Source organism: Vibrio sp. Vb2880, assembly GCF_033337975.1.
Classification (GTDB): domain Bacteria; phylum Pseudomonadota; class Gammaproteobacteria; order Enterobacterales; family Vibrionaceae; genus Vibrio; species Vibrio alginolyticus.
Window position 1 is genome coordinate 1 of the sequence record NZ_JAWORT010000012.1, and the last position, 20,630, is coordinate 20,630.

Annotated in this window: 19 protein-coding genes; 7 read left to right on the top strand and 12 right to left on the bottom strand. The window is 44.6% G+C overall.

Features of this window, described 5'->3' with window-relative positions; genetic code table 11:
* Positions 1-618: 618 nt before the first annotated feature.
* The gene (locus R7M92_RS14105) at positions 619-1,491 is read right to left on the bottom strand and encodes a Tim44 domain-containing protein (protein WP_318133672.1); all 873 of its coding nucleotides are present in this window, start codon (positions 1,489-1,491) and stop codon (positions 619-621) included.
* Between the two features lie 392 nt (positions 1,492-1,883).
* Here R7M92_RS14105 and R7M92_RS14110 point away from each other — a divergent pair, with 392 nt between their 5' ends.
* The 3 genes from R7M92_RS14110 to R7M92_RS14120 all read left to right on the top strand — a co-directional run bounded on the left by R7M92_RS14110 (position 1,884) and on the right by R7M92_RS14120 (position 5,406).
* Positions 1,884-2,474, top strand: a complete 591-nt coding sequence (locus R7M92_RS14110; protein WP_005382308.1) for a TetR/AcrR family transcriptional regulator — start codon at positions 1,884-1,886, stop codon at positions 2,472-2,474.
* Between the two features lie 13 nt (positions 2,475-2,487).
* On the top strand, positions 2,488-4,362 hold the full coding sequence (locus tag R7M92_RS14115) for an MFS transporter (protein ID WP_262592552.1): 1,875 nt from the start codon (positions 2,488-2,490) through the stop codon (positions 4,360-4,362).
* A 114-nt stretch (positions 4,363-4,476) separates the two neighbouring features.
* Positions 4,477-5,406, top strand: a complete 930-nt coding sequence (locus tag R7M92_RS14120; RefSeq protein ID WP_115385833.1) for a YeiH family protein — start codon at positions 4,477-4,479, stop codon at positions 5,404-5,406.
* On the opposite strand, the gene R7M92_RS14125 is transcribed toward R7M92_RS14120, so the two are convergent.
* The 7 genes from R7M92_RS14125 to R7M92_RS14155 all read right to left on the bottom strand — a co-directional run bounded on the left by R7M92_RS14125 (position 5,403) and on the right by R7M92_RS14155 (position 12,914).
* Complete coding sequence (locus tag R7M92_RS14125) at positions 5,403-5,591, bottom strand: hypothetical protein (RefSeq protein ID WP_182016593.1); 189 nt, start codon at positions 5,589-5,591, stop codon at positions 5,403-5,405. The genes R7M92_RS14120 and R7M92_RS14125 overlap by 4 nt on opposite strands.
* A 100-nt stretch (positions 5,592-5,691) precedes the next feature.
* The gene (gene menE / locus R7M92_RS14130; protein ID WP_222716716.1) at positions 5,692-7,119 is read right to left on the bottom strand and encodes an o-succinylbenzoate--CoA ligase; all 1,428 of its coding nucleotides are present in this window, start codon (positions 7,117-7,119) and stop codon (positions 5,692-5,694) included.
* The gene (gene menC, locus R7M92_RS14135; protein WP_222716717.1) at positions 7,104-8,093 is read right to left on the bottom strand and encodes an o-succinylbenzoate synthase; all 990 of its coding nucleotides are present in this window, start codon (positions 8,091-8,093) and stop codon (positions 7,104-7,106) included. Before menC ends, menE begins: the two co-directional genes overlap by 16 nt.
* Before the next feature lie 125 nt (positions 8,094-8,218).
* Positions 8,219-9,085 (bottom strand): 1,4-dihydroxy-2-naphthoyl-CoA synthase, encoded by an 867-nt coding sequence (gene menB / locus R7M92_RS14140; protein WP_005382318.1) that lies wholly within the window; start codon positions 9,083-9,085, stop codon positions 8,219-8,221.
* Positions 9,078-9,905, bottom strand: a complete 828-nt coding sequence (menH, locus tag R7M92_RS14145) for a 2-succinyl-6-hydroxy-2,4-cyclohexadiene-1-carboxylate synthase (RefSeq protein WP_222716718.1) — start codon at positions 9,903-9,905, stop codon at positions 9,078-9,080. The genes menB and menH overlap by 8 nt, the downstream gene beginning before the upstream one ends.
* Complete coding sequence (menD, locus tag R7M92_RS14150; protein WP_318133676.1) at positions 9,892-11,610, bottom strand: 2-succinyl-5-enolpyruvyl-6-hydroxy-3-cyclohexene-1-carboxylic-acid synthase; 1,719 nt, start codon at positions 11,608-11,610, stop codon at positions 9,892-9,894. The genes menH and menD overlap by 14 nt, the downstream gene beginning before the upstream one ends.
* The gene (locus tag R7M92_RS14155) at positions 11,607-12,914 is read right to left on the bottom strand and encodes an isochorismate synthase MenF (protein WP_171344887.1); all 1,308 of its coding nucleotides are present in this window, start codon (positions 12,912-12,914) and stop codon (positions 11,607-11,609) included. Before R7M92_RS14155 ends, menD begins: the two co-directional genes overlap by 4 nt.
* Positions 12,915-13,131: 217 nt before the next feature.
* Between R7M92_RS14155 and R7M92_RS14160 the strand changes: the two genes are divergently transcribed.
* From R7M92_RS14160 to R7M92_RS14170, 3 genes are all read left to right on the top strand, one after another.
* On the top strand, positions 13,132-14,346 hold the full coding sequence (locus R7M92_RS14160; protein ID WP_005384283.1) for a pyridoxal phosphate-dependent aminotransferase: 1,215 nt from the start codon (positions 13,132-13,134) through the stop codon (positions 14,344-14,346).
* A 90-nt stretch (positions 14,347-14,436) separates the two neighbouring features.
* Entirely contained in the window at positions 14,437-15,021 is a 585-nt protein-coding gene (gene yfbR / locus R7M92_RS14165) for a 5'-deoxynucleotidase (protein WP_025766954.1), read from the top strand.
* Between the two features lie 15 nt (positions 15,022-15,036).
* Positions 15,037-16,359 (top strand): anti-phage deoxyguanosine triphosphatase, encoded by a 1,323-nt coding sequence (locus tag R7M92_RS14170; RefSeq protein WP_258479540.1) that lies wholly within the window; start codon positions 15,037-15,039, stop codon positions 16,357-16,359.
* 6 nt (positions 16,360-16,365) lie between these two features.
* On the opposite strand, the gene R7M92_RS14175 is transcribed toward R7M92_RS14170, so the two are convergent.
* Positions 16,366-16,980 (bottom strand): tRNA-uridine aminocarboxypropyltransferase, encoded by a 615-nt coding sequence (locus tag R7M92_RS14175; RefSeq protein ID WP_258479539.1) that lies wholly within the window; start codon positions 16,978-16,980, stop codon positions 16,366-16,368.
* A 3-nt stretch (positions 16,981-16,983) separates the two neighbouring features.
* Here R7M92_RS14175 and rrtA point away from each other — a divergent pair, with 3 nt between their 5' ends.
* Positions 16,984-17,535 (top strand): rhombosortase, encoded by a 552-nt coding sequence (gene rrtA / locus R7M92_RS14180; protein ID WP_005382331.1) that lies wholly within the window; start codon positions 16,984-16,986, stop codon positions 17,533-17,535.
* A gap of 98 nt (positions 17,536-17,633) precedes the next feature.
* On the opposite strand, the gene R7M92_RS14185 is transcribed toward rrtA, so the two are convergent.
* From R7M92_RS14185 to R7M92_RS14195, 3 genes are all read right to left on the bottom strand, one after another.
* A complete protein-coding gene (locus tag R7M92_RS14185) occupies positions 17,634-17,918 on the bottom strand; it encodes a ComEA family DNA-binding protein (RefSeq protein WP_031777211.1) in 285 nt (94 codons plus the stop codon).
* A 255-nt stretch (positions 17,919-18,173) separates the two neighbouring features.
* Entirely contained in the window at positions 18,174-20,033 is a 1,860-nt protein-coding gene (gene ppiD / locus R7M92_RS14190) for a peptidylprolyl isomerase (protein ID WP_258479537.1), read from the bottom strand.
* A gap of 201 nt (positions 20,034-20,234) precedes the next feature.
* Entirely contained in the window at positions 20,235-20,507 is a 273-nt protein-coding gene (locus R7M92_RS14195; protein WP_005382341.1) for an HU family DNA-binding protein, read from the bottom strand.
* Between the last annotated feature and the right edge of the window lie 123 nt (positions 20,508-20,630).

Genomic DNA, 20,630 nt, shown 5'->3' on the forward strand with positions numbered 1-20,630 from the left:
GAGTGGCCAAAGGGAGCAGACTGTAAATCTGCCGGCACTGCCTTCGATGGTTCGAATCCGTCCCCCTCCACCATATTGAAGAAGCCAGCTCATTGAGCTGGCTTTTTTCGTTTCAGGATCTTGATAGCATAGTCCTACTACAACGAACCTTTCACTCCTAACCGAAACTCTGCTCGATTGAATACCTATCACAGTAAATAAGTGATCAGAAATAGCGTAGGGAAAATGCTTGAGAACAAGGCGCAGTTATCGAGTATTTTAACAAGCTAGAATGACCAGTTATTTACTACGATTGGTATAACCTATACTCAATCTCACTAAAGCAACCAACCCCATGTGAAACTCCACAAACAAAAGGCTGAGGAGCAGATCTTTACCCTACAAACAATGTACTAGCTATTTTGATTTTGTTAGTTCGTATGGCCTTAATATGAATGTTCAATATAAATAGGAAAACACTTGAGGACTTACTAGAAAAAGTGGGCTCGCAAAATTACCAAACGGACTCAATTAGTGATGTTTGCATAAAAACACGTACAAGAAATATAAATGATAGATACAAAAAATCCCGCAGGGGATGCGGGATTTTTACTAGTGACTAAATTGGTTTAAAGGTGACTAGCCTTGAATACCAACGATTAACCATGGCGCATTAGGCGCAGTCAAGTCACGCTCTAGGTGCCAGATATCTTCGATTTCTTCTTCAACACCTTCTACTGTGTCACGGTAACGACCGCTAAACTGCAGACTAAGCTGTGCTTTATTTGCATCGTAATCAGCACGGACGATCTCCGCATCAACGTACATTACGTCAGTATGCTGCTCACCGTCGAGCTTCGCGCGCTCTGCTTTTAGGTCTTCAAACAAGCTTGGAGAAACATATTCTTCAATAGTTTCTAGCTGGTTGTGATTCCACGCACCTTGCAGGATTCGATAGTGTTCACGAGAACCATTAATGAACGCTGCTTGGTCAAAACCCGGTGGGTAGTTATGTGGTACGTCTGTTTGAGCGCCAAAACCACCAAAGCCACCATTATTTGTGTTTGGTTGTTGCTCAAAGTTTTGCATGTTTGGTTGCTCAAACTTAGATGCGTTGCCACCAAATGCAGGCTGTTGACGATGCTGGTTCATACTGCCCTGCTTCGCACCTAGCATACCGCGCATTAGTTTAAAGATGACAAAGGCAATCAAACCAATAATTAGGATATCCATAAACTGGATACCTTCAAAAGCACCGCCAAAGAATGCAGCAAGTAGACCACCAGCCAGAAGTCCGCCTAGCAGACCACCCATAAGGCCTTTCTTACTTGAAGACTTTGTCGTCTGATCTTTGCCGACCGTATTGGTGTTTTGTTGCTGTTGTTTCGGTGCTGGTGCGGTTTTGTAGCTCTTACCGAAAGACTTACTGCCACCAAACTTCTTCGCTTCCGCGATAGGCGCTACAGCAACAGTAAACATCAATAAAGCAACAATAGAAAATAAACGTTTCATCGTTATCCTTAAAGTTAGCTATCTAAGATAGTGCCCCATTTTCAAGACGAAACAATCGTTGTTTCAAACAGTAGCACGCCAAAGATGATTTTTAAGTCATCATACTCTGTATACCGATTGATGAAAATAGCTTATAGAAGCTGACATGTATCAGAATATTGCCAAAAATGCAGACTGCTCACACTGCTTACAATTCAGCTGAAGGCGCTTGATCAATGTAAAAAAAGTATGGAATAAGTTCACTAATACTCCAGATTGTTTTACTTGAATTAGAATCAGTGACACAGCTCAGAATCCTACACCTTGAGGGCACTTGGACACATTGCCTTGTTGACGGTTAATAGGTAGCTGACTATCATATTGAACGATGTTCAATAAAGTAGTTTGAGAGTATGGCGCGCAGAAACGATCACACCCGAGAAGAGTTAGTGAATTTGACGTTAACAACGGTCAAAAACTTTTTAGATGAGAATTCTTACCACGAACTCAGTCTTCGTAAAATCGCTAACATGATTGGTTACGTGCCAAGCACATTGGTAAATGTTTTTGGTAATTATAATTTGTTGTTGCTTCATGTTGTCGCTCAAACTTTAGATGAGTTATCTCAAGAAGCACGCAAAGCGACTAATGACAGCAAAGACTCCCATCAAGCGCTTTTTGAACTCGCTTATTGCTACCACGATTTTGCTCAAAAACACCCATACCGTTGGCAGTTAGTGTTCGAACACAACATGAATGGAGCAGAACTTCCGGAATGGCATGCCAAACGTATCGATGGTATGACGGGAATGCTAGAGTCACTATTGGCTCAAATCGCACCACATCGTACTGAATCCGAAGTGATTCAAGCGAGTCGAGTCCTTTGGTCTGGCGTACATGGCATTACTTTACTCAGTGTTGATGATAAGTTTTTCTCTAGTGAACCGATTGATGGCAAAGAGTTGATCAGTAATCTTCTTTCCAACTACCTCACGAACTGGTAACAAAGGATTATACATGTCATCCGACAGACAGCCGTCCTTACTTACGCAGAGAAAATTCCTGCCCTATTTCATTACTCAATTTCTTGGCGCTTTTAACGACAATATTTTTAAAAACGTTTTGCTGTTGTTTGTCGCATTCGCTGGCTCCAGTGCACTGCCTATTTCGAGCAATTTGTTCATCAACCTTGCGGCAGGCTTGTTCATTCTACCGTTCTTTCTGTTCTCTGCTTCCGCTGGCGTATTAGCCGACAAATATGAAAAGTCATGGTTTATTCGTAAGGTCAAACTATTTGAAATAGCCATCATGCTGTTAGGTGCCATCGGATTCATAACCGAAAGTTATGGTGTGCTTTTATTGCTACTGTTTTTAATGGGCACACAGTCAGCATTTTTTGGCCCAGTTAAATATGCCCTTTTGCCTCAAAAGTTAAATGCTAAAGAATTAGTGCCCGGCAACGCTCTTGTTGAAGCTGGTACCTTTATCGCCATCCTTATTGGCACCTTAGGCGCTGGGATTATAGCCTCTGCAGACAACGCAAAATACCTCGCCGCATTTTGTGTCGTGATCTTCGCATTGTTAGGCTACTTGTCGAGCCGCTCAATCCCCTTTGCTGCAGCCAGCGCGCCCAATCTCTCTTTTCGTTGGCAACCATATAAGCAAACCAAACACACGCTCTCTATCGCCAAATCCGATCGAGTTGTTTTTCAATGCATAATGGCAATAAGCTGGTTTTGGTTTTTAGGCGCCGCATATCTAACACAATTCCCGAATTTCACTAAGATTTACCTAAATGGCACCGAGAGTGCGGTGTCTTTCTTGCTCGCTCTATTTTCCATTGGTATCGCGCTAGGGTCGCTACTTTGCAATTGGATCTCAAACCATCGTATCGAAGTCGGTATTGTGCCAATTGGTGCCTTTGGCATTACGGTATTTGGGTACCTAATGGCCACTTCCATTCCCAATGATCTACCTATTTTCCATAACTTTGTAGACTTCTTTAGATATGAGCCTTTTTGGCCATTATTTTTCTACCTATTGATGATTGGCGCTTCGGGCGGTTTGTTTATCGTGCCTCTTTACGCATTAATGCAGCATCGAGCAAAGGAAACCGAACGTGCTCAAGTCATCGCAGGGCTCAACATCTTTAACTCTCTGTTTATGGTCGGCAGCGCTGTCTTGGGTATTGTGTGCCTAAGTGTAATCAAGATGACAATTCCTCAGCTGTTTGCATTGTTAGCCATTTTAAATTTCTTAGTTGCCGCTTACATCTTTTTGCAAATACCTATTTTTGTAGTTCGCTTTGTCATGTGGATGCTTACGCACACCATCTATCGAGTTAAGCATAAGAATCTACACAACCTACCCGAGCATGGTGGGGCATTGATTGTATGTAATCATGTAAGCTACATGGATGCATTGCTACTTAGTGCAGTATGCCCAAGGTTGATTCGTTTTGTGATGGAGGAAGATTACGCCAACCTACCTCCATTAAGGCGCTTTTTACGTCGAACTGGGGTAATTCCAATTTCAGCGAGTAACAGAAGCTCTATCAGACGTGCATTTAACGATGTGGAAGCCGCGCTAAGCGAAGGTCATATCGTCTGTATTTTCCCTGAAGGAAGATTAACTTCAGATGGTGAAATGAATGAATTCATGCGCGGTATTGATATCATTCTACGTCGTAGCCCAGTACCTGTCATACCTGTTGCACTAAAAGGATTATGGGGAAGCTATTTCAGCCGCGCAAAAGGTCACGCATGCTGTGGCTTACCGACTCGATTTTGGTCAAAGCTAGAAATTGAGGCAGGACAACCGGTGCCACCAAATGAAGCAACGGCAAAAACAATGTTCGATAAAGTGCATCAACTTAGAGGCGACTGGCGATAAATACACTTGAACACATGTTTAGGATAACTGAACATGTGTTCAAATCATTAAGACAAACTGACCACACCCAGTGCGATATACTCTCCCTTTCATTCACAACAGCGAATAAAAACCTTGAATAGAAACTACCTCCTGTTTGGATTGGCGTTACTTTTTTGTCTAACCCCTCTTGCCTCCTCTCCCATTGCTCTAGTTATCGGTTTTCTACTCGCAAGTTTTGGTTTTGTGCCTTCCGAGCTGCCCATCGCTTCTTTTACTAAAAAGCTGCTGTCTTACTCGATTATTGGCTTAGGCTTTGGCATCAACTTTGAGCAAGCACTTACAGTCACATCGGATGGTATCGGCCTGATCATCGCCACTATTACAGGCACACTGATCATGGGCACTCTCATTGCCAGGGTAATTAAATTGGAGCGAGTAACCGCTTACTTAATCTCATCAGGTACTGCAATTTGTGGTGGTAGCGCAATTGCTGCTGTGGCACCGGCGATTAAAGCGAAAGACGAGCAGATTGGATTAGCACTGGCAACAGTGTTTGTCCTGAACTCCATTGCACTCTTTGTGTTTCCTGTGATTGGACATGCTTTAGGGCTAGATCAACACACGTTTGGCACATGGGCTGCGATTGCCATTCATGACACATCTTCTGTTGTCGGGGCTGCCTCGGCCTATGGGGAAGAAGCACTAACGACGGCAACAACATTGAAACTCGCGCGCGCTTTATGGATCATTCCTGTTGCTTTGATCAGTGCCGTCATCTTTTCAAGAGGCCAAAAAGAGAATGGAAAGAAAAAACTAGCTATCCCTTATTTCATTTTTTGGTACTGTGCAGCTATCGCATTTAGCGACTTCTTTCCTCAATTTGAAATGGTCTATCACGGCATTTTCATTGGAGCAAAGCAAGCGTTGGTTGTATGTCTGTTCTTGATAGGTTGTAGCATTTCAATTTCAAAACTAAAGTCTGCTGGAGCTAAGCCACTGTTGTTTGGTGTGACTCTGTGGGTGTTAATTTCGACCACTTCTCTAAGTTGGTTACTGTTTTAGATATTGGTGGTCTGCTTATCGCGTTGAGGGGACGGTATTTCCCGTTTGCTATTTTTGTATATAACGACCAACGCAATAGCGTTCAAAAATGCCGTTAGCTCTGCAAGAGAGCGGGCTAGCCCTTCACTACTTATCGCGATACCAATTTGTAGTGCTACTGCCGCAATTAAAACTAGCTTTGCCATCCTGAACCTTATGCATTTTCTCTCCACTAAGAAGCATAATTATGATTCAGAGTTATAAGGATACGAAATTCTCTTTATGACTAATACATAGCAAAATTGACTAATGCTGAAGTGATGACAACAGCCACTCTTTCACGGCCTTACGTGAAATTTTGATCCCACCTTCTAGTAGAGTTTCTGGCATTACATGGTATTCCACTGGCCATTTAAACTTCTCTAACTTTGATTGCAAGTGCTGGTCATACTCCGACTTGCTGCGCAATCCATTGGTCTGAATCACAGCTACTGGTCTATGACCAAACTCCGCGTCTTCGACTGGAACCACTATACTCTGCACTACACCATCAATTTGGTTCAAAGCGGCTTCAATCTCTTCACAATGGATATTCTCACCACCAGAGATAAACTGATTGTCGGCACGGCCGATTATCTTTAATTCATCACCTTGCCACTCGCCAAGATCCTTGCTGTCAAACCAGCCTTTCTCATCCAGAAATGGGGTAACATGTCCTTGATGGAAATACCCTGCCGCTAATGTCTTACCGCCAATAAAAATGCGTTGGTCAACTAATTTTATCTTACGGTGCTTCAATACATGTCCAGCATTACTGGTGCTGTCAATTCTCTTTGCGGTAACGGTAGAGGCCGCCTCCGTCATCCCATAACCTAACCATGTCTCAATGCCTTGCCCTGTTGCTCGTAGTGCCAACTCGTGATCAACGTGGCTGCCGCCAAGTAGCACATGTGTCAATGACAAATGTGCATCATCATCCAATAACCGTTTGAGCTGAGTCGCAACCAAAGAAGCGTGTGATACGCCCTGAATATCTTCGACAAGTTTTCCTGTACCGATTTTCAATGTCGCTCCGACATATAGCCAACGATATACAATCGCCAATCCAGAGACGTGATAAAGCGGAAGCGACAATAGCCAAGAATCTTGCTGAGTGAAAATGAACTCTTGCAACAAGCCTTCTGCTGAAGCAAGGTGTTGTCGATGTGTATGAACCACGGCTTTAGGCTCCCCTGTCGAGCCAGAGGTAAATACCACTGAAGCGAGCCTGTCATGGTGATAGGCATCTTCAATCACCGCATCACGCTCTTGTTGTGAAACTAAGGGCGGTGAAAGCAATGTTGCCTCGAGTTTTTGTATATCATGTTCAGAAAAGGTCGAAGCGCACTCCTGAGAAAACCAGATAAACCGAGTTTGATCAGGCCTGTAAAGTGTAGCAAGCTTACCCTGCAACTTATCTAGTGGTTGTTCCATGGTCAGCGCAGCGAGCGCACCTAACTGTTTGGAGGCAAGATAAAACAGCAGAGTTTCGACTTGGTTTTTACCTACCAAAGTCAGCACATCTCCCCGCGTTACGCCCAAGTCATTCAAATAGTGAGCGTATTGCTCAATACGTACTGAGAGTTGTTGCCAGTTTAATGTTTCTGTTGGTGTCTTGAGTGCAATAGAAAAAGGGCTCGTTTGAGCCCAATATTTCCACGGTGCCTTCGCAACATTGTCTATGCAGAATGCCACACAATCTCCTGATCTTTCAGAGGAAAAACGGGAAGTTCACACTTAGGCCAGCCTTGCTCTAACTGAGCTTTGAATAGGCCAATCGTATCCAAACCTGGAACTTCATCAGGCAGCTGCCATTGGGCAAAGCGCGCTAATTGCGTTAAACCGAGACTGGATTCAATGCTCGAGCTAATAACCGCTTTCATCCCCAGTGACTTCGCTTTCTCTATCAGTGTAATACAAAAATCCACTGAACCAATGAGTGTGGGTTTGATGATGACCGTTTTCACACCAGTTAGATCTTCAAGACGGAAATCTTCACGACGAACCGCATCTTGCAATGTTTCATCCCAAGCGATAGCAATACCAGTATTAATCGCAAAAGAGAGACTATCGCCAGGAGAGCGGCACGGCTCTTCTAGAAACGTGATTCGTTGACGCAGAGACGGAGCAATGTACTTAGCGAACTGCTGCGCTTTTTCTGGTGTCCAAGCGCGATTGGCATCGAGTCGAAGCGTTAATTGAGGGATTGATTCAAGAAAAAGGTTCACAAGCATGCCATCGCGAATTGGCTCATAAAGTCCAACTTTCACCTTAGCGACTTTCTCACCTTCCATTTCGTTCAGCTTTGGAATGAGCTCATCTGGGTCGCCAGTGCATAGTGGCGCTGTTTGGTATTTACCTTGTTGTGGTAAGCCACCAGCTAATTCAAGCTGTGCCATCGATAAACCAAACGCAACCGACGGGTACATATTGGCATAATCCACATCCAACTCTGCTACCCAACGCTCCGCCTGTTCTTGTAGCTGAACACCCGCATCTTCGGTGCTCTCTAAACTAAAACTAGGAAGAGGAGCGACTTCTCCAAACCCTATTTGGTCACCTTCAGAAAGCGCAACAACATAACCAACACGTTCGGTTAGCTTGTTGTCACGTAGGATGACACCACTATCCATGGGCAAGCTATAACGATAAATTTTCGCTTCACGCATAATTCAAGTCCTATGTAATGCCGTATATTTGAGCGTTCTGACGAGCAATCCCACCAGCCTCCCAGAGGGCGAGGCGCTCAGGAAAAAAGGAACAGAGGAGCTAACACGCTCCTCATTTAGACGGATTATGGGTTGCGAGGGAATTTATCGAAGTCTGGGCGACGCTTCTCGTTAAAGGCGTTACGACCTTCTTGGCCTTCATCAGTCATGTAGAACATCATCGTTGCGTTACCCGCTAGCTCTTGCAGACCCGCTTGACCATCACAATCTGCGTTTAATGCAGCTTTCAGGCAGCGCAATGCCATTGGGCTGTGCTGTAGTACTTCACGACACCAACGAACGGTTTCTTTCTCTAGATCCGCTAGTGGTACAACTGTGTTTACTAGGCCCATGTCTACCGCTTCTTGAGCATTGTAGAAACGACATAGGAACCAAATTTCGCGAGCTTTCTTTTGGCCTACGATGCGAGCCATGTAAGATGCACCCCAACCGCCATCAAATGAACCCACTTTAGGGCCTGTTTGACCAAATTGAGCGTTGTCAGCTGCAATCGTTAGGTCACACATCATGTGCAGAACGTGACCACCGCCAACAGCCCAACCCGCTACCGATGCGATCACTGGTTTTGGACAAGTACGAATATCGCGTTGGAAGTCCAATACGTTTAGGTGATGCGTACCTTGGTCATCTTTATAGCCGCCATAGTCGCCACGGATCTTCTGGTCGCCGCCAGAACAGAATGCGTCTTCACCTAGACCTGTCAGAATGATCACGCCAACACCAGAGTCGTAACGCGCATCTGCCAACGCATCAATCATCTCTTTTACCGTTTGAGGACGAAACGCGTTACGCACTTGAGGACGCGCAATGGTGATTTTCGCGATACCATCTTCAGACTTATGGTAATGAATGTCCTCGTATTTCTCGCCGCAATCTTTCCATTGAACCGGAGCGTAAAGTTCTTCTTCAGAAATGCCTACTGTTTTAGCCATGGTGATTCCCATTGTTCTCGTTACTCTCACCAAAGTGAGACTGAATTATTTGCTTGGTATGTATCGCAAACTGTTTGGGCTGCTCTTGATGGACGTTATGACCAGCGCTTTCAACTTGTCGATACGCCAACCCGCTACGTTGTGCCAGTTGGCTAAATTTTTGGTCTTTCTCACCACACAAGTAATACACTGGTATGTTCTGCTTTTGCAGTGAGGGTAACAAATATGCCTGTTTGGCTAACGATGTCGCCATCAACATATTCGCCACCGCTGAGCCAAGATTATCACTTCGCTTCGCAATGAATGTTTGTCTTTGCTCATGGTTTAGTGAAGAAAAGACCAACTGTTGGTACCAATCGTTCAAAACACAGGCAAGAGGCTCAGTTTTGAAACGCTTTGCCCAGCGCGAATCGTTTTCGAATCGTGCCTGTCTATCTGACTCAGTTTGAAGCCCGAAGTTTCCCCCTTCAATAATCGCGCCTGCAATATTGAGATCTGGAAAGCATTGATGGGCAATACCATGCATCGCAATGCGGCCGCCCATAGAGTAACCAATCAAAATAAGTGGTTGTTGTGAGGGAAATAATAAAGATAGTGTGGAACCAAGAAGTTTGCAGCAATCATTCAGATCGCTGCAAGAAATAGATTGGCTATGCCCATGACCAGGAAGGTCAACCGTAACACGCTCATATTCGGGTAATGCATTTAAACACGCGAGCCAATCGGCACCGCTACCGAGTAAGCCATGCAAAAACACCAAAGTGGGCAACGTTCTACTTTGGTGTTTTTCTAATACAGGGAAACGTTCAAAGTAAAGCATTCAGACTCTTATTAAATGCCTTGAGTGTCTCAGCAGCTTGGTTAGATGGGGTTTGAACCTCGACCAGCAACGTTCCTTGGCCGTGACATAAATGCTCTTTTACAGATGATTGGAATTGCTCCAGTGTAGAAACATGCAAATACGCCAAACCAAACTGCTTTGCCGCGTGTTCAAACTGATAACCATGAGGCATTTGATAATATGTCGTCCTGCGCTCTGGTGGTACTGGCAACATATCAAAAATCGCACCGCCGTCATTATTGGTAATAACAAGTACCGCCGGCAGTTTATTGTGAGAAAATAGCGCCAGAGAATTGAGATCATAAAGTGCTGCTGTGTCACCGATATACATCAGTAACGGATTACCTCTTGCCCGTTGCACGCCTGATGCCGCAGCAAACAAACCGTCAATCCCTGACGCGCCTCGATTAGTGAAAACCTCTACACCATCCAATTTTCCGTACATATCAACAAGCCGAACAAACAAGCTATTACCCAAGAAAACATCTACGTTCTTTGTGCGCTCGTTGATGTCTGCTGCCAACGCAATTTCGTCAATGGCAGACGCTGAATCAGATAGGAAGGCTTCTTCGATACGTTGATGAACTCGCTTAACGTCATTCGCTAACCTATCAGCCCACCCAGCAAATATTGACTTCTCAAAACTAATGCGAGAAACCCACGTTTTAGGAGGCTCAACCCAGTGCATTTGCGCCAGATGATTTTGGTTATTCCGGTCCATACAAGGTGAGACATACCAATACTGAACGTCTTTACTTTGTTGATTTTTCGATACTTGTTTATCAATCCATTGGTTCAAACGTTTGGAGATGATTCGGCTACCAAATTGGATAATAAGTTCACAAGATTCAAGCTCGTTTGCGAACTCGGGAAGTTGAAGCCATACATCGTAACACGCCCAATCCGAACTGAGACCACTTTGCGGGTCTGCAAGTACTGGCCATCCCATCTTTTGTGCAAATGCCTGCGCCGACTTCGCTTGTTCAAGCGGTAAGCTGCCAATCACAACCAAGCCTTTTTTGTCCGAAAAAGGCGGGATGTTCGCCTGTGACAAATGGCTAAAACGCTGAGTATAAGTGCCGCTTCCTTTTCGCCATCCGGCGACCGAATCTAAGTAGGTTTGATAATCCGCTTTTGCGCCGTTGGAATACAAAGGCTCTGGAAATGCACAATTAATATGAACAGCACTACCCTGCAATTGCTGAGTAAACATCACTTCGTCAACAGAGGTCAGCAACCAGTTAAGCGACGTTGCTAAATTTGGGCTTGGTAAATTCAAACTGGCCGAAACATGATGTGAAAAAATACCCAATTGATTTATCGCTTGGTTTGCACCACAGCCGACAAGTTCTACTGGACGATCTGCTGTCAGCAGCACCAGTTTTTCACCAGTAAGTTTGGCTTCGGCAACCGACGGTAATAGGTTCGCCACTGCCGTACCAGAGGTAACGATAATTGCCACTGGCTCCTGAGTAGCTTTCGCTAAACCAAGAGCCATAAAGCCCAGTCCACGCTCATCAAAATGAGTATGAATGGAAAAGTCGGACTGTTCTGCCGCTTCTAAAGTTAAAGGAGTAGAACGAGATCCGGGAGCGATACAAACATGCTTAACGCCAAATCGCTGAAGCTCAATCAATATGGTTTCTGACCAAACTCGATTGAGCACCGCTTGGTCATGACTCATGATGCGACTCCCAATGGCGGATGATCAGAAATCAGCGTAAGTAACGTCGACATTTTCTTATCAAGTTCTGCCCACTCATGTTCTGCCACAGAACCAGGCACAATCCCTGCGCCCGCAAACAGTTGTACTTGATCACCGAGCACAAGCGCGCTTCTGATTGCGACACAAAACTCTGCTCGTTCATGGCTTATATAACCCATTGACCCCGCGTACCAGCCGCGTGCAAAGGGCTCATTATCAAGAATAAACTGCATGGACTCTTGTCGGGGTAAGCCAGCAACCGCCGCTGTTGGCTGAAGCGCCGATAACAACTGAACACCATTTATCCCCGCTCTTAGACTAGCGTGAATATTTCGCTTAAGGTGCTGCACTTTTCGTAGTCTGACCAAACTCGGTTCAGCTTCCACTTCAACCATTTCAGAATGCGGTGATAGACGATCAATGATGTCGTCCACCACATACTGGTTTTCGTTGAGGTTCTTTTGGTCTTGGGATAACCAATTCGCCAACTCCATATCTTGAGTGGCATTGTCTCCCCGACCAATCGTACCTGCTAACGCTTCGGTATGTAGCTCATGCCCTACGCGAGAATACAAACGTTCTGGCGTAGACCCCATAAAACTGTGCTTACTGTCTAAGCTCAGCATGAAATGGAAGCTATGATGGTTATTTAAGTAACTTGCTTTAAGTAGCTGTGCAGCACTTAATGTGTTATCAAGCTGCACGGTAGAGCGACGCGCTAAAACCACTTTCTTAAAATCATCATTCTCTATACCAGTCAGAACCTTATGAACTAACTCATTCCATTGAGGCTGACTTGGCGTATGAACAATAGAGCGGATGTGAGACGAAATTGGAGCTAAGGTCGCGACCTCACAAACCAGTTTATTCAACCCAGCTAGAGTTCGCGCTTTGTCTTCTGAAATATTAACTGCGAGAGACCACTGTTGGTCAAAACGAATTAACTCAATTTGAGGCAAAAAGAAAAAAGAAGGCATACAGCGACGATTCTTCTCATGCTGTCCATCAAAAGAGCGCCCGCCCCAGACTCTTTGCCCTTCACCTAGAATGGTATAAGCAGGACCTGGCTCAACAAAAGCGTGCAATTGCCCTAGTGCAACGACCTCTTCACGTGTATCGCGGGACTGCCAATAAAACTTAGGGAAAAGTGGTTGTGCATCAAGCCAATCAATAAATGAGAAATTAGGTTTCTCGCTAAGGGGCTCGACCAGACGTGTTTGATTGCCTTCCGATTGCTGAACTCGCTCGATAATTCTCTTTACGGCTTGATGGAACTGTGACAAATCAACCTCGTTGTATGTGAGGATAAATGGTAACTGACGGCTACTCTAAGTTTAGACCCAAAGCAAATCAAGGTCGTATGCGATCTTTTGCAAAATCCTGTGATAGCAAGCGAGCAAAACTTAACCAGCAGACAGATTATTTACAGATATATATTCTAATAAAAAACAAATTATTGTATTTTAATAAAGAAATTAACGAATTTTTAGGAATTAAACAATGCAAAATATCGGGATGTCGTCAAAACTCGACAATGTCTGCTACGACATTAGGGGTCCTGTACTCAAACATGCTAAGCGCATGGAGGAAGAAGGGCATAAAATCCTAAAGCTAAACATTGGTAACCCTGCCCCATTTGGTTTTGACGCCCCTGATGAGATTTTAGTCGACGTGATTCGTAATCTGCCGACTTCTCAAGGCTATTGTGATTCCAAAGGTATTTACTCTGCTCGTAAAGCTGTGGTCCAACACTATCAGCGTAAAGGTATACGCTCGCTAGATGTCGAAGATGTGTATGTAGGTAACGGCGTGTCTGAGTTGATCGTAATGGCCATGCAAGCGCTATTAAACAATGGCGACGAAATGCTGATCCCAGCACCAGACTATCCGTTATGGACAGCTTCAGTTGCACTATCTGGTGGTAAGCCGGTTCATTATCTATGTGATGAAGAAGCTGACTGGTACCCAGACCTTGAAGACATCAAAAAGAAAATCACACCAAAGACACGTGGCATTGTTCTGATCAACCCGAACAACCCGACAGGTGCGGTATACAGCCGTGACTTCCTACTTGAAGTGATTGAGATAGCACGCCAGCACAAACTGATCATTTTCGCAGATGAGATCTATGACAAAGTGTTGTACGACGGTGCAACACATACCTCAGTCGCCACACTCACTGAAGACGTGCTAGTCATGACATTCAATGGCCTTTCAAAAGCCTACCGTGTTTGTGGTTTCCGTGGTGGCTGGATGTTCTTAACGGGGCCTAAACATCTGGCTCAAGGGTACGTGAATGGCTTGGAGCTGCTTTCATCGATGCGTTTATGTGCAAACGTACCAATGCAACATGCCATTCAAACCGCGTTAGGTGGATACCAGAGTATCAATGAACTGATTTTACCTGGCGGACGCTTGTTAGAGCAGCGCAACCGAGCGTATGAACTGATCAATCAGATTCCTGGCGTTTCTTGTGTCAAACCTAAGGGGGCGATGTACCTCTTCCCGAAAATCGACACTAAAATGTACAACATCAAGAACGATCAACAGATGGTTTTAGATTTCTTAAAACAAGAGAAAGTCTTACTGGTGCAAGGTTCCGGCTTTAACTGGCCAAAACCAGACCACTTCCGCATCGTGACACTACCGCACGTTGAAGATCTAGAAATCGCCATTGGACGTTTTGAAAGATTCCTATCAACCTACAGCCAGTAATGAATCACTGGTAGTAATTAGTGCTGATCTCTCATATGCTTAGAGGAACTCCTAGTGAGTTCCTTTTTTACACCAGAAACGGAGAAAGCCATGAAAGAAAGCCATTTTTTCGCCCACCTGGCTCGAATGAAGCTGATCCAACGCTGGCCTTTAATGCGGTCCGTCTCACCAGAAAACGTTTCAGAGCATAGCTTACAAGTTGCTTTTGTCGCTCATGCCCTTGCCCTCATTAAAAACAAAAAGTTCGGCGGCAACCTTAATCCAGAACGCATCGCGATTCTTGCCATGTACCATGACTCCAGTGAAGTATTAACGGGTGATCTTCCGACTCCAGTGAAGTATTACAACCCTGAAATTGCCAAAGAATATAAGAAGATAGAATCGGCAGCGGAGCAAAAATTACTCTCAATGTTACCGGAAGAGTTCCAAGATGACTTTGCCCCCTATCTTCTTTCTCACTCTGCTCACGAAGAGGACGCAAAAATCGTTAAGCAAGCCGATTCCATCTGTGCCTATTTAAAATGTCTCGAAGAACTAAGCGCCGGCAACCATGAGTTCGCTCTGGCAAAAAAACGCTTAGACGTCACTTTGCAAGAACGCAGAACGCCTGAAATGGATTACTTTCTCAATACCTTTGCCCCAAGTTTCGAATTATCGTTAGATGAAATCAGTTAGCTTACGGAGATAATCGTGTCGTTTGAATTACACCCGCAATGGCAAGAGCGCCATGATGATGAGCATAAAATCCGTCGAGACGACCATCGGAGCCCGTACCAACGAGACCGAGCGCGCATTCTTCACTCGGCTGCATTTCGACGCCTACAAGCAAAAACCCAAGTACACGGCAATAGCTTGGAAGACTTTCACCGCAGCCGGTTAACACACTCCTTAGAAGCGTCGCAACTCGGGACTGGTATCGTCGCCCAACTAAAGAAAAAACAACCAGAGTTCCGTGATCTATTGCCGTCAGACAGCTTAATTGATTCATTATGTTTGGCGCACGACATCGGGCATCCTCCATACGGTCACGGGGGAGAAGTCGCTCTAAACTACGTAATGCGCGAACATGGCGGCTTCGAGGGGAACGCCCAAACCTTTCGTATCGTCACTAAGTTAGAGCCTTATACCGAGCATTTCGGAATGAATTTATCACGCCGCACACTGCTTGGTTTGATTAAGTACCCTGCCCTCATTAGTCAAACACGCTCCGTCAAATTGCCTCAACCAGCCGAGCATCAACGTAAACTAAAAGCAAAAGATTGGAGCCCAGCTAAAGGCATTTATGATTGTGATAAAGACTTATTTGATTGGGTAATTGCACCGCTTTCTGACAACGACAAGGCATTGCTTAGTCTGATGCGTTCAACGCCAGAATCGGAGTTTGAGCACAGTAAAACGCGTTTTAAATCAATCGATTGCTCAATCATGGAGCTAGCAGATGATATCGCCTACGGTGTTCATGATTTAGAAGATGCAATCGTACTTGGTATGGTGACACGTCAGCAATGGCAAGAAGGCGCAGCAAGTCAATTAGCGGACTGTGGCGACCCGTGGTTTGAAGCTCATATCGATTCCATCGGACAGATGCTATTTAGCGGTAAGCACCATGAGCGGAAAGATGCTATCGGTGGTATGGTTAACGCGCTACTGACCAGCATTTCAATCAAAACGGTGGATGACCCGTTTAATAACCCTTTACTTTCTTGGAATGCGTGTTTAGAACCACAGATGGCACGTGCACTTGACGTACTCAAGCACTTTGTCAGCACCTTCGTTATCCAAGTCCCGCAGGTCCAGATCGTTGAGTATAAGGGTCAGCAAATTATTATGGATATTTTTGAAGCGTTAACAGCAGACCCAGAGCGCTTACTACCCGTTCATACAAAAGAGCTGTGGTGTCAGGCGAAGAGCGAAAGCAATAAGATGAGGGTCATCGCCGATTACATTTCTGCAATGACCGATGGTCACGCACAAAAGCTACACCGCCAACTTTTCTCTTCCATCGTTCTTTAGTAACACTCAACCTTTCAAATAATTCTTTTCAAAAACGCCCGGAGGCATCTGGGCGATTTGGAATTCGATCATATTTTCAAAGGCATGCATAAGCGGTGTAAAGTCTCGATCGGGTTCAAGCAAGCGAAGCGAATGATAACCTGCCTCGACTGTCGATAAGCTATTCTCAGAGGGCGCCTTACGAATGGTGTAGTGCCCTTGTAGTTGCTTAGGCAACTGCACGGTTGGGAGTGGATGTAAGTTGCTTGAGAGTTGCCACATTTTGTACGCTTTTTTCCACGTACCATCGAGCAAAATCAAACGTATTTTCTTAGATACACTATGACTCGCTTGAGTGATTTCAGAAATGCATCGTGACCCTTCTGATGGGTAAAGAACAAAATGTTGATATGACTCATCCGCTAATAAGTGATTTAAGACATCATCACAAGAAAAGTCCTCTCCTATCAAACAAATACAGTTATCTAAACTCAAATTGAGAATCCGTGCCGTACCAAGCGGACGATGTTCTTCACTCGTGTGCTGAAGAATGATAAGTTCTACCTCGCTTGCCAGCGGTACAATCCATTGGCAAATACACGCTTTTTGCGATTTTCCACAACGAGAACAATAACGAGACATAGAGTGAACCTTTATACCTTGCTGAGTATTATCAGCGTGATCTGTTTGATACTTCAATTTGAACCAATGGCAAGCCTAACCGAGTGGCACAGCTACAATATACGCCATGGTGAATGGTGGCGAATCGTAACAGGAAATCTCACACATACCAACTTTGCGCACTTAGGAATGAACCTCGCCGGATTGTGGATCATTACTTTTATTTTTCGCCCAAGCACTCGTAACTTCCTTATCGTTTTTTCAATCTTATGTGCATGTGTTGGTGCGCTGAATTTGTTTACCAACATGTCGGTGTACGTGGGTTTATCCGGCGTATTACACGGATTGTTTGGATTTTGGGCGCTCAGAGAAGTCTTTGAAAGTAGAAGAAGCAGTGTGTTGTTAGTCGGAGGGCTAATCGCCAAAGTAGCATGGGAGCAGGTCTATGGCCCATCAAGCAGTACTGCTGAGCTTATCGGTGCAAACGTTGCTATTGATGCTCATATGTTTGGCGCACTCGGTGGGTTAGTAATGGCTTTACTGGAAAAAGGCCTTCGCCGTCGTTTATTCGGATAAAAAATCCCGAACCACGAAAGAGGGGCTGGTTCGGGAAAGCAGTAATAGGGAAACAGATATTGTTCTGAATTCAGACTCAATATCTGCAATACATCAAGCTACAGTAAAATGCGGTCTTCGTTTTTCTTAACTGTCGCTTCACCTATGCCTTTTACGCTCTTCAAATCTGCTGCCGTTTTAAAAGGGCCATGTTCCTCGCGGTAGTCCACTATACTCTGCGCTTTCTTCTCACCTATACCTTTCAACATGGTCGCAATTTCTTCAGCAGTGGCCGTGTTGATATTTACAGTAATTTCAATTCCTTCATATTTGTCAGTGGCTGAATCCGCAGCCATGCTAAAAGGTGCAAAAACAAATAAGCACAATGTCAAAATCCATTTCATATTGAACATACAATCTCCAAAATAGTAGGCTAAAAACAGTCGTCGAGAGCGAGTCACTATCAAGTTTGCAATGGAAAGCAATATGGTTATGCATTTAACAAACTGAGATGACCCGGAATTCACAACGGCCGCTATCACTTAAACGCGCACTAATTTAAGTAATGCCTATTGATGATTGAAGTTCATAAAGACAAAAATAAAACGGACCGCTTATGCGGTCCGTTTTATTCAACATACAAATTACACTAATTGTGCTTAGTTGCTCACAACAAAGTACTCAATGTCAGTATTTGCACGCAGTACGGCTAGTACAGATGATAAGTCTTGCTGAGAAGATGCACGCTGCATTTGCATCGCAACTTGATCTTCTAACTCACTATCTAGCTCTGCGTTTACAGCATCAAGCTCGATGATAATGATGTTACCTTCAAGATCTTTAGACTGACCGTATACTGGTTTACCATCGACTGGTTTTGCCATCGCGAATACCGTTGTTGCCAACGGAGAACGACGATCTACTGTCTCTTGTTCACCAAAGGCAAGATTGTTTTCAGCAAGCACGTTCGTCTTACCTTCTTTCAATGCCGCAACGACTTGTGTTCCAAGTTCCATCGCTTCTTGCTCACCTTTAACACGAGATAGCTCTGCAACAACCTGATCTTTCACTTCTTCTAGTGGAAGAACTGTCTCGTCACGCGCATCTTCAACACGAACAACGATAATATGCTCAGGCGCAACTTCGATAGCTTCAGAGTTTAGGCCATCTTCTTTAACTTCAGGGCTTAGGATAGCTTGCATTACCGCAGGGCTACGAAGCACTTCAGGTGCATCAACCTGAGAAATAAAGTCCGTTGTCTTCACTTCTTGGTTAACCACTTGAGAAGCATCATACAATGAGTCTGGGTATTCAAACGCTACGCGCTCAAGCTCATTTTGCAACTCGTAGAATTGATCGATCGCTTGTTGGTCGACCATCTCTTGTTTGATTTCAGCAGCGACTTCTTCAAATGGCTTCGCCACAGAATCTTTTAGCTCTTCAAGCTTGATAATGTGATAGCCAAAGTCCGACTTTACTAGACCCGACGTATCGCCAGGATTCTTCAGTGCGAATGCCGCTTCTTCAAAAGCAGGGTCCATCACATCACGCTCAATCCAACCTAGGTCACCACCGTTTTCAGCGCTGCCAAAATCGTCAGATTTCTCTTGAGCAAGCGTCGCAAAATCTGCACCCGCGTTTAGCTCATCTAGGATAGCTTGCGCTTTTGCTTCATCGTCCCCTTCTACAAGAATGTGAGCGACACGTCGTTGCTCTTCTGAAGAGTATTTGTTTAAGTGCTCGTCGTAGTACTTTTTCACCTCAGCATCAGAAACATTAACTTGTTCCTTTAGCGCTTCAGCTGACAGTTCGATGTAAGAGACTTTGACCTGCTCTGGGCGTGTAAAGTTGTCTGGGTTTGCTTTGTAGTACTCTTGAATTTCTTCGTCGGTCAATTCAATATTTTTCGCAAACTCCGCTAAGTCGATCTGAATCGTGCGAATATCACGAGTTTGAGTGAACAGCTTGCCTTCTGCTTGTACTTCACCCGGCAGAATAAATTCACTGTTTTGTAGCGCATTCAGCAGTTGCTCACGAACCAATTCACGACGCATGTACTCAGCAAAAGAGTCTGGCGAAAAGCCTGCACGACGCAAAGAAGCTTGATAGATCTCTTGATCAAACTGACCATTAGATTGGAACTGAGGCATGTCTAGAATCATGCTACGCACTTGAGTGTCGCTGATTCGCAGACCCAAAGCTTCAGCTTGTTGGTCAAGCAACACGTCATTGATCATTCGATCTAAAACGGATTTGCGGAAAGATTCAACATATGCAGGGTCAGCCAGCATTTGAGAGAAGTAGTCACCCAACTGAGCTTGCATACGGTTACGCTCATTTTGGTATGCCATCTCGAACTCACCACGAGGAATCTCAGTGTTACCGACTTTCGCTGCAGAGTTGTTGCTACCACCAACGATGTAGCTACCTACACCTGCAAATACGAAAGACAGGATGATAAGTCCAAGGATAATTTTGACCGCGATGCTATTCACGCCTTCGCGTAGTCGATCCATCATAATTTAACTGCTCTCCACAATTGAAGCCTACTGCTTCTATCTAATAGAAATAATGGCGCAATAATATCAGAAAAAGAAATGCGCATCAGTATGATGCGCATAATTTAAGAAAGTTCGGCTCGAAGTTTGTAAATTTTTGTTCGAAACTTATTGTTTGAGCAAAAGTTAAGCAAATGGCCGGTTACAGAAATAACGCCGTAATTAGTTACAAGCGTCTTTCAGTGCTTTACCAGCTTTGAAAGCTGGTACTTTTGCTTCTGCGATTTGGATTTCTTCACCAGTTTTTGGGTTACGACCAGTACGTGCAGCACGAGTGCGAACGCTGAATGTACCAAAGCCAACTAGAGCGACTTGATCACCAGATTGAAGAGTTCCGCTTACTGCTTCGATGAATGCATCTAGAGCACGACCCGCTGACGCTTTAGAAATATCTGCATTTTCTGCGATTTGTTCTACTAACTGAGTTTTATTCACTGTAATTTCCCCTTTGTGTCATCTGTGATTATTTTTGTGATGACTTTCGTTCCATTGTTAAGAAAATATGCTCCACCCCTTATTCATCAAGGGCTGACAGCTATCGAAACTAACTTAGCGCCC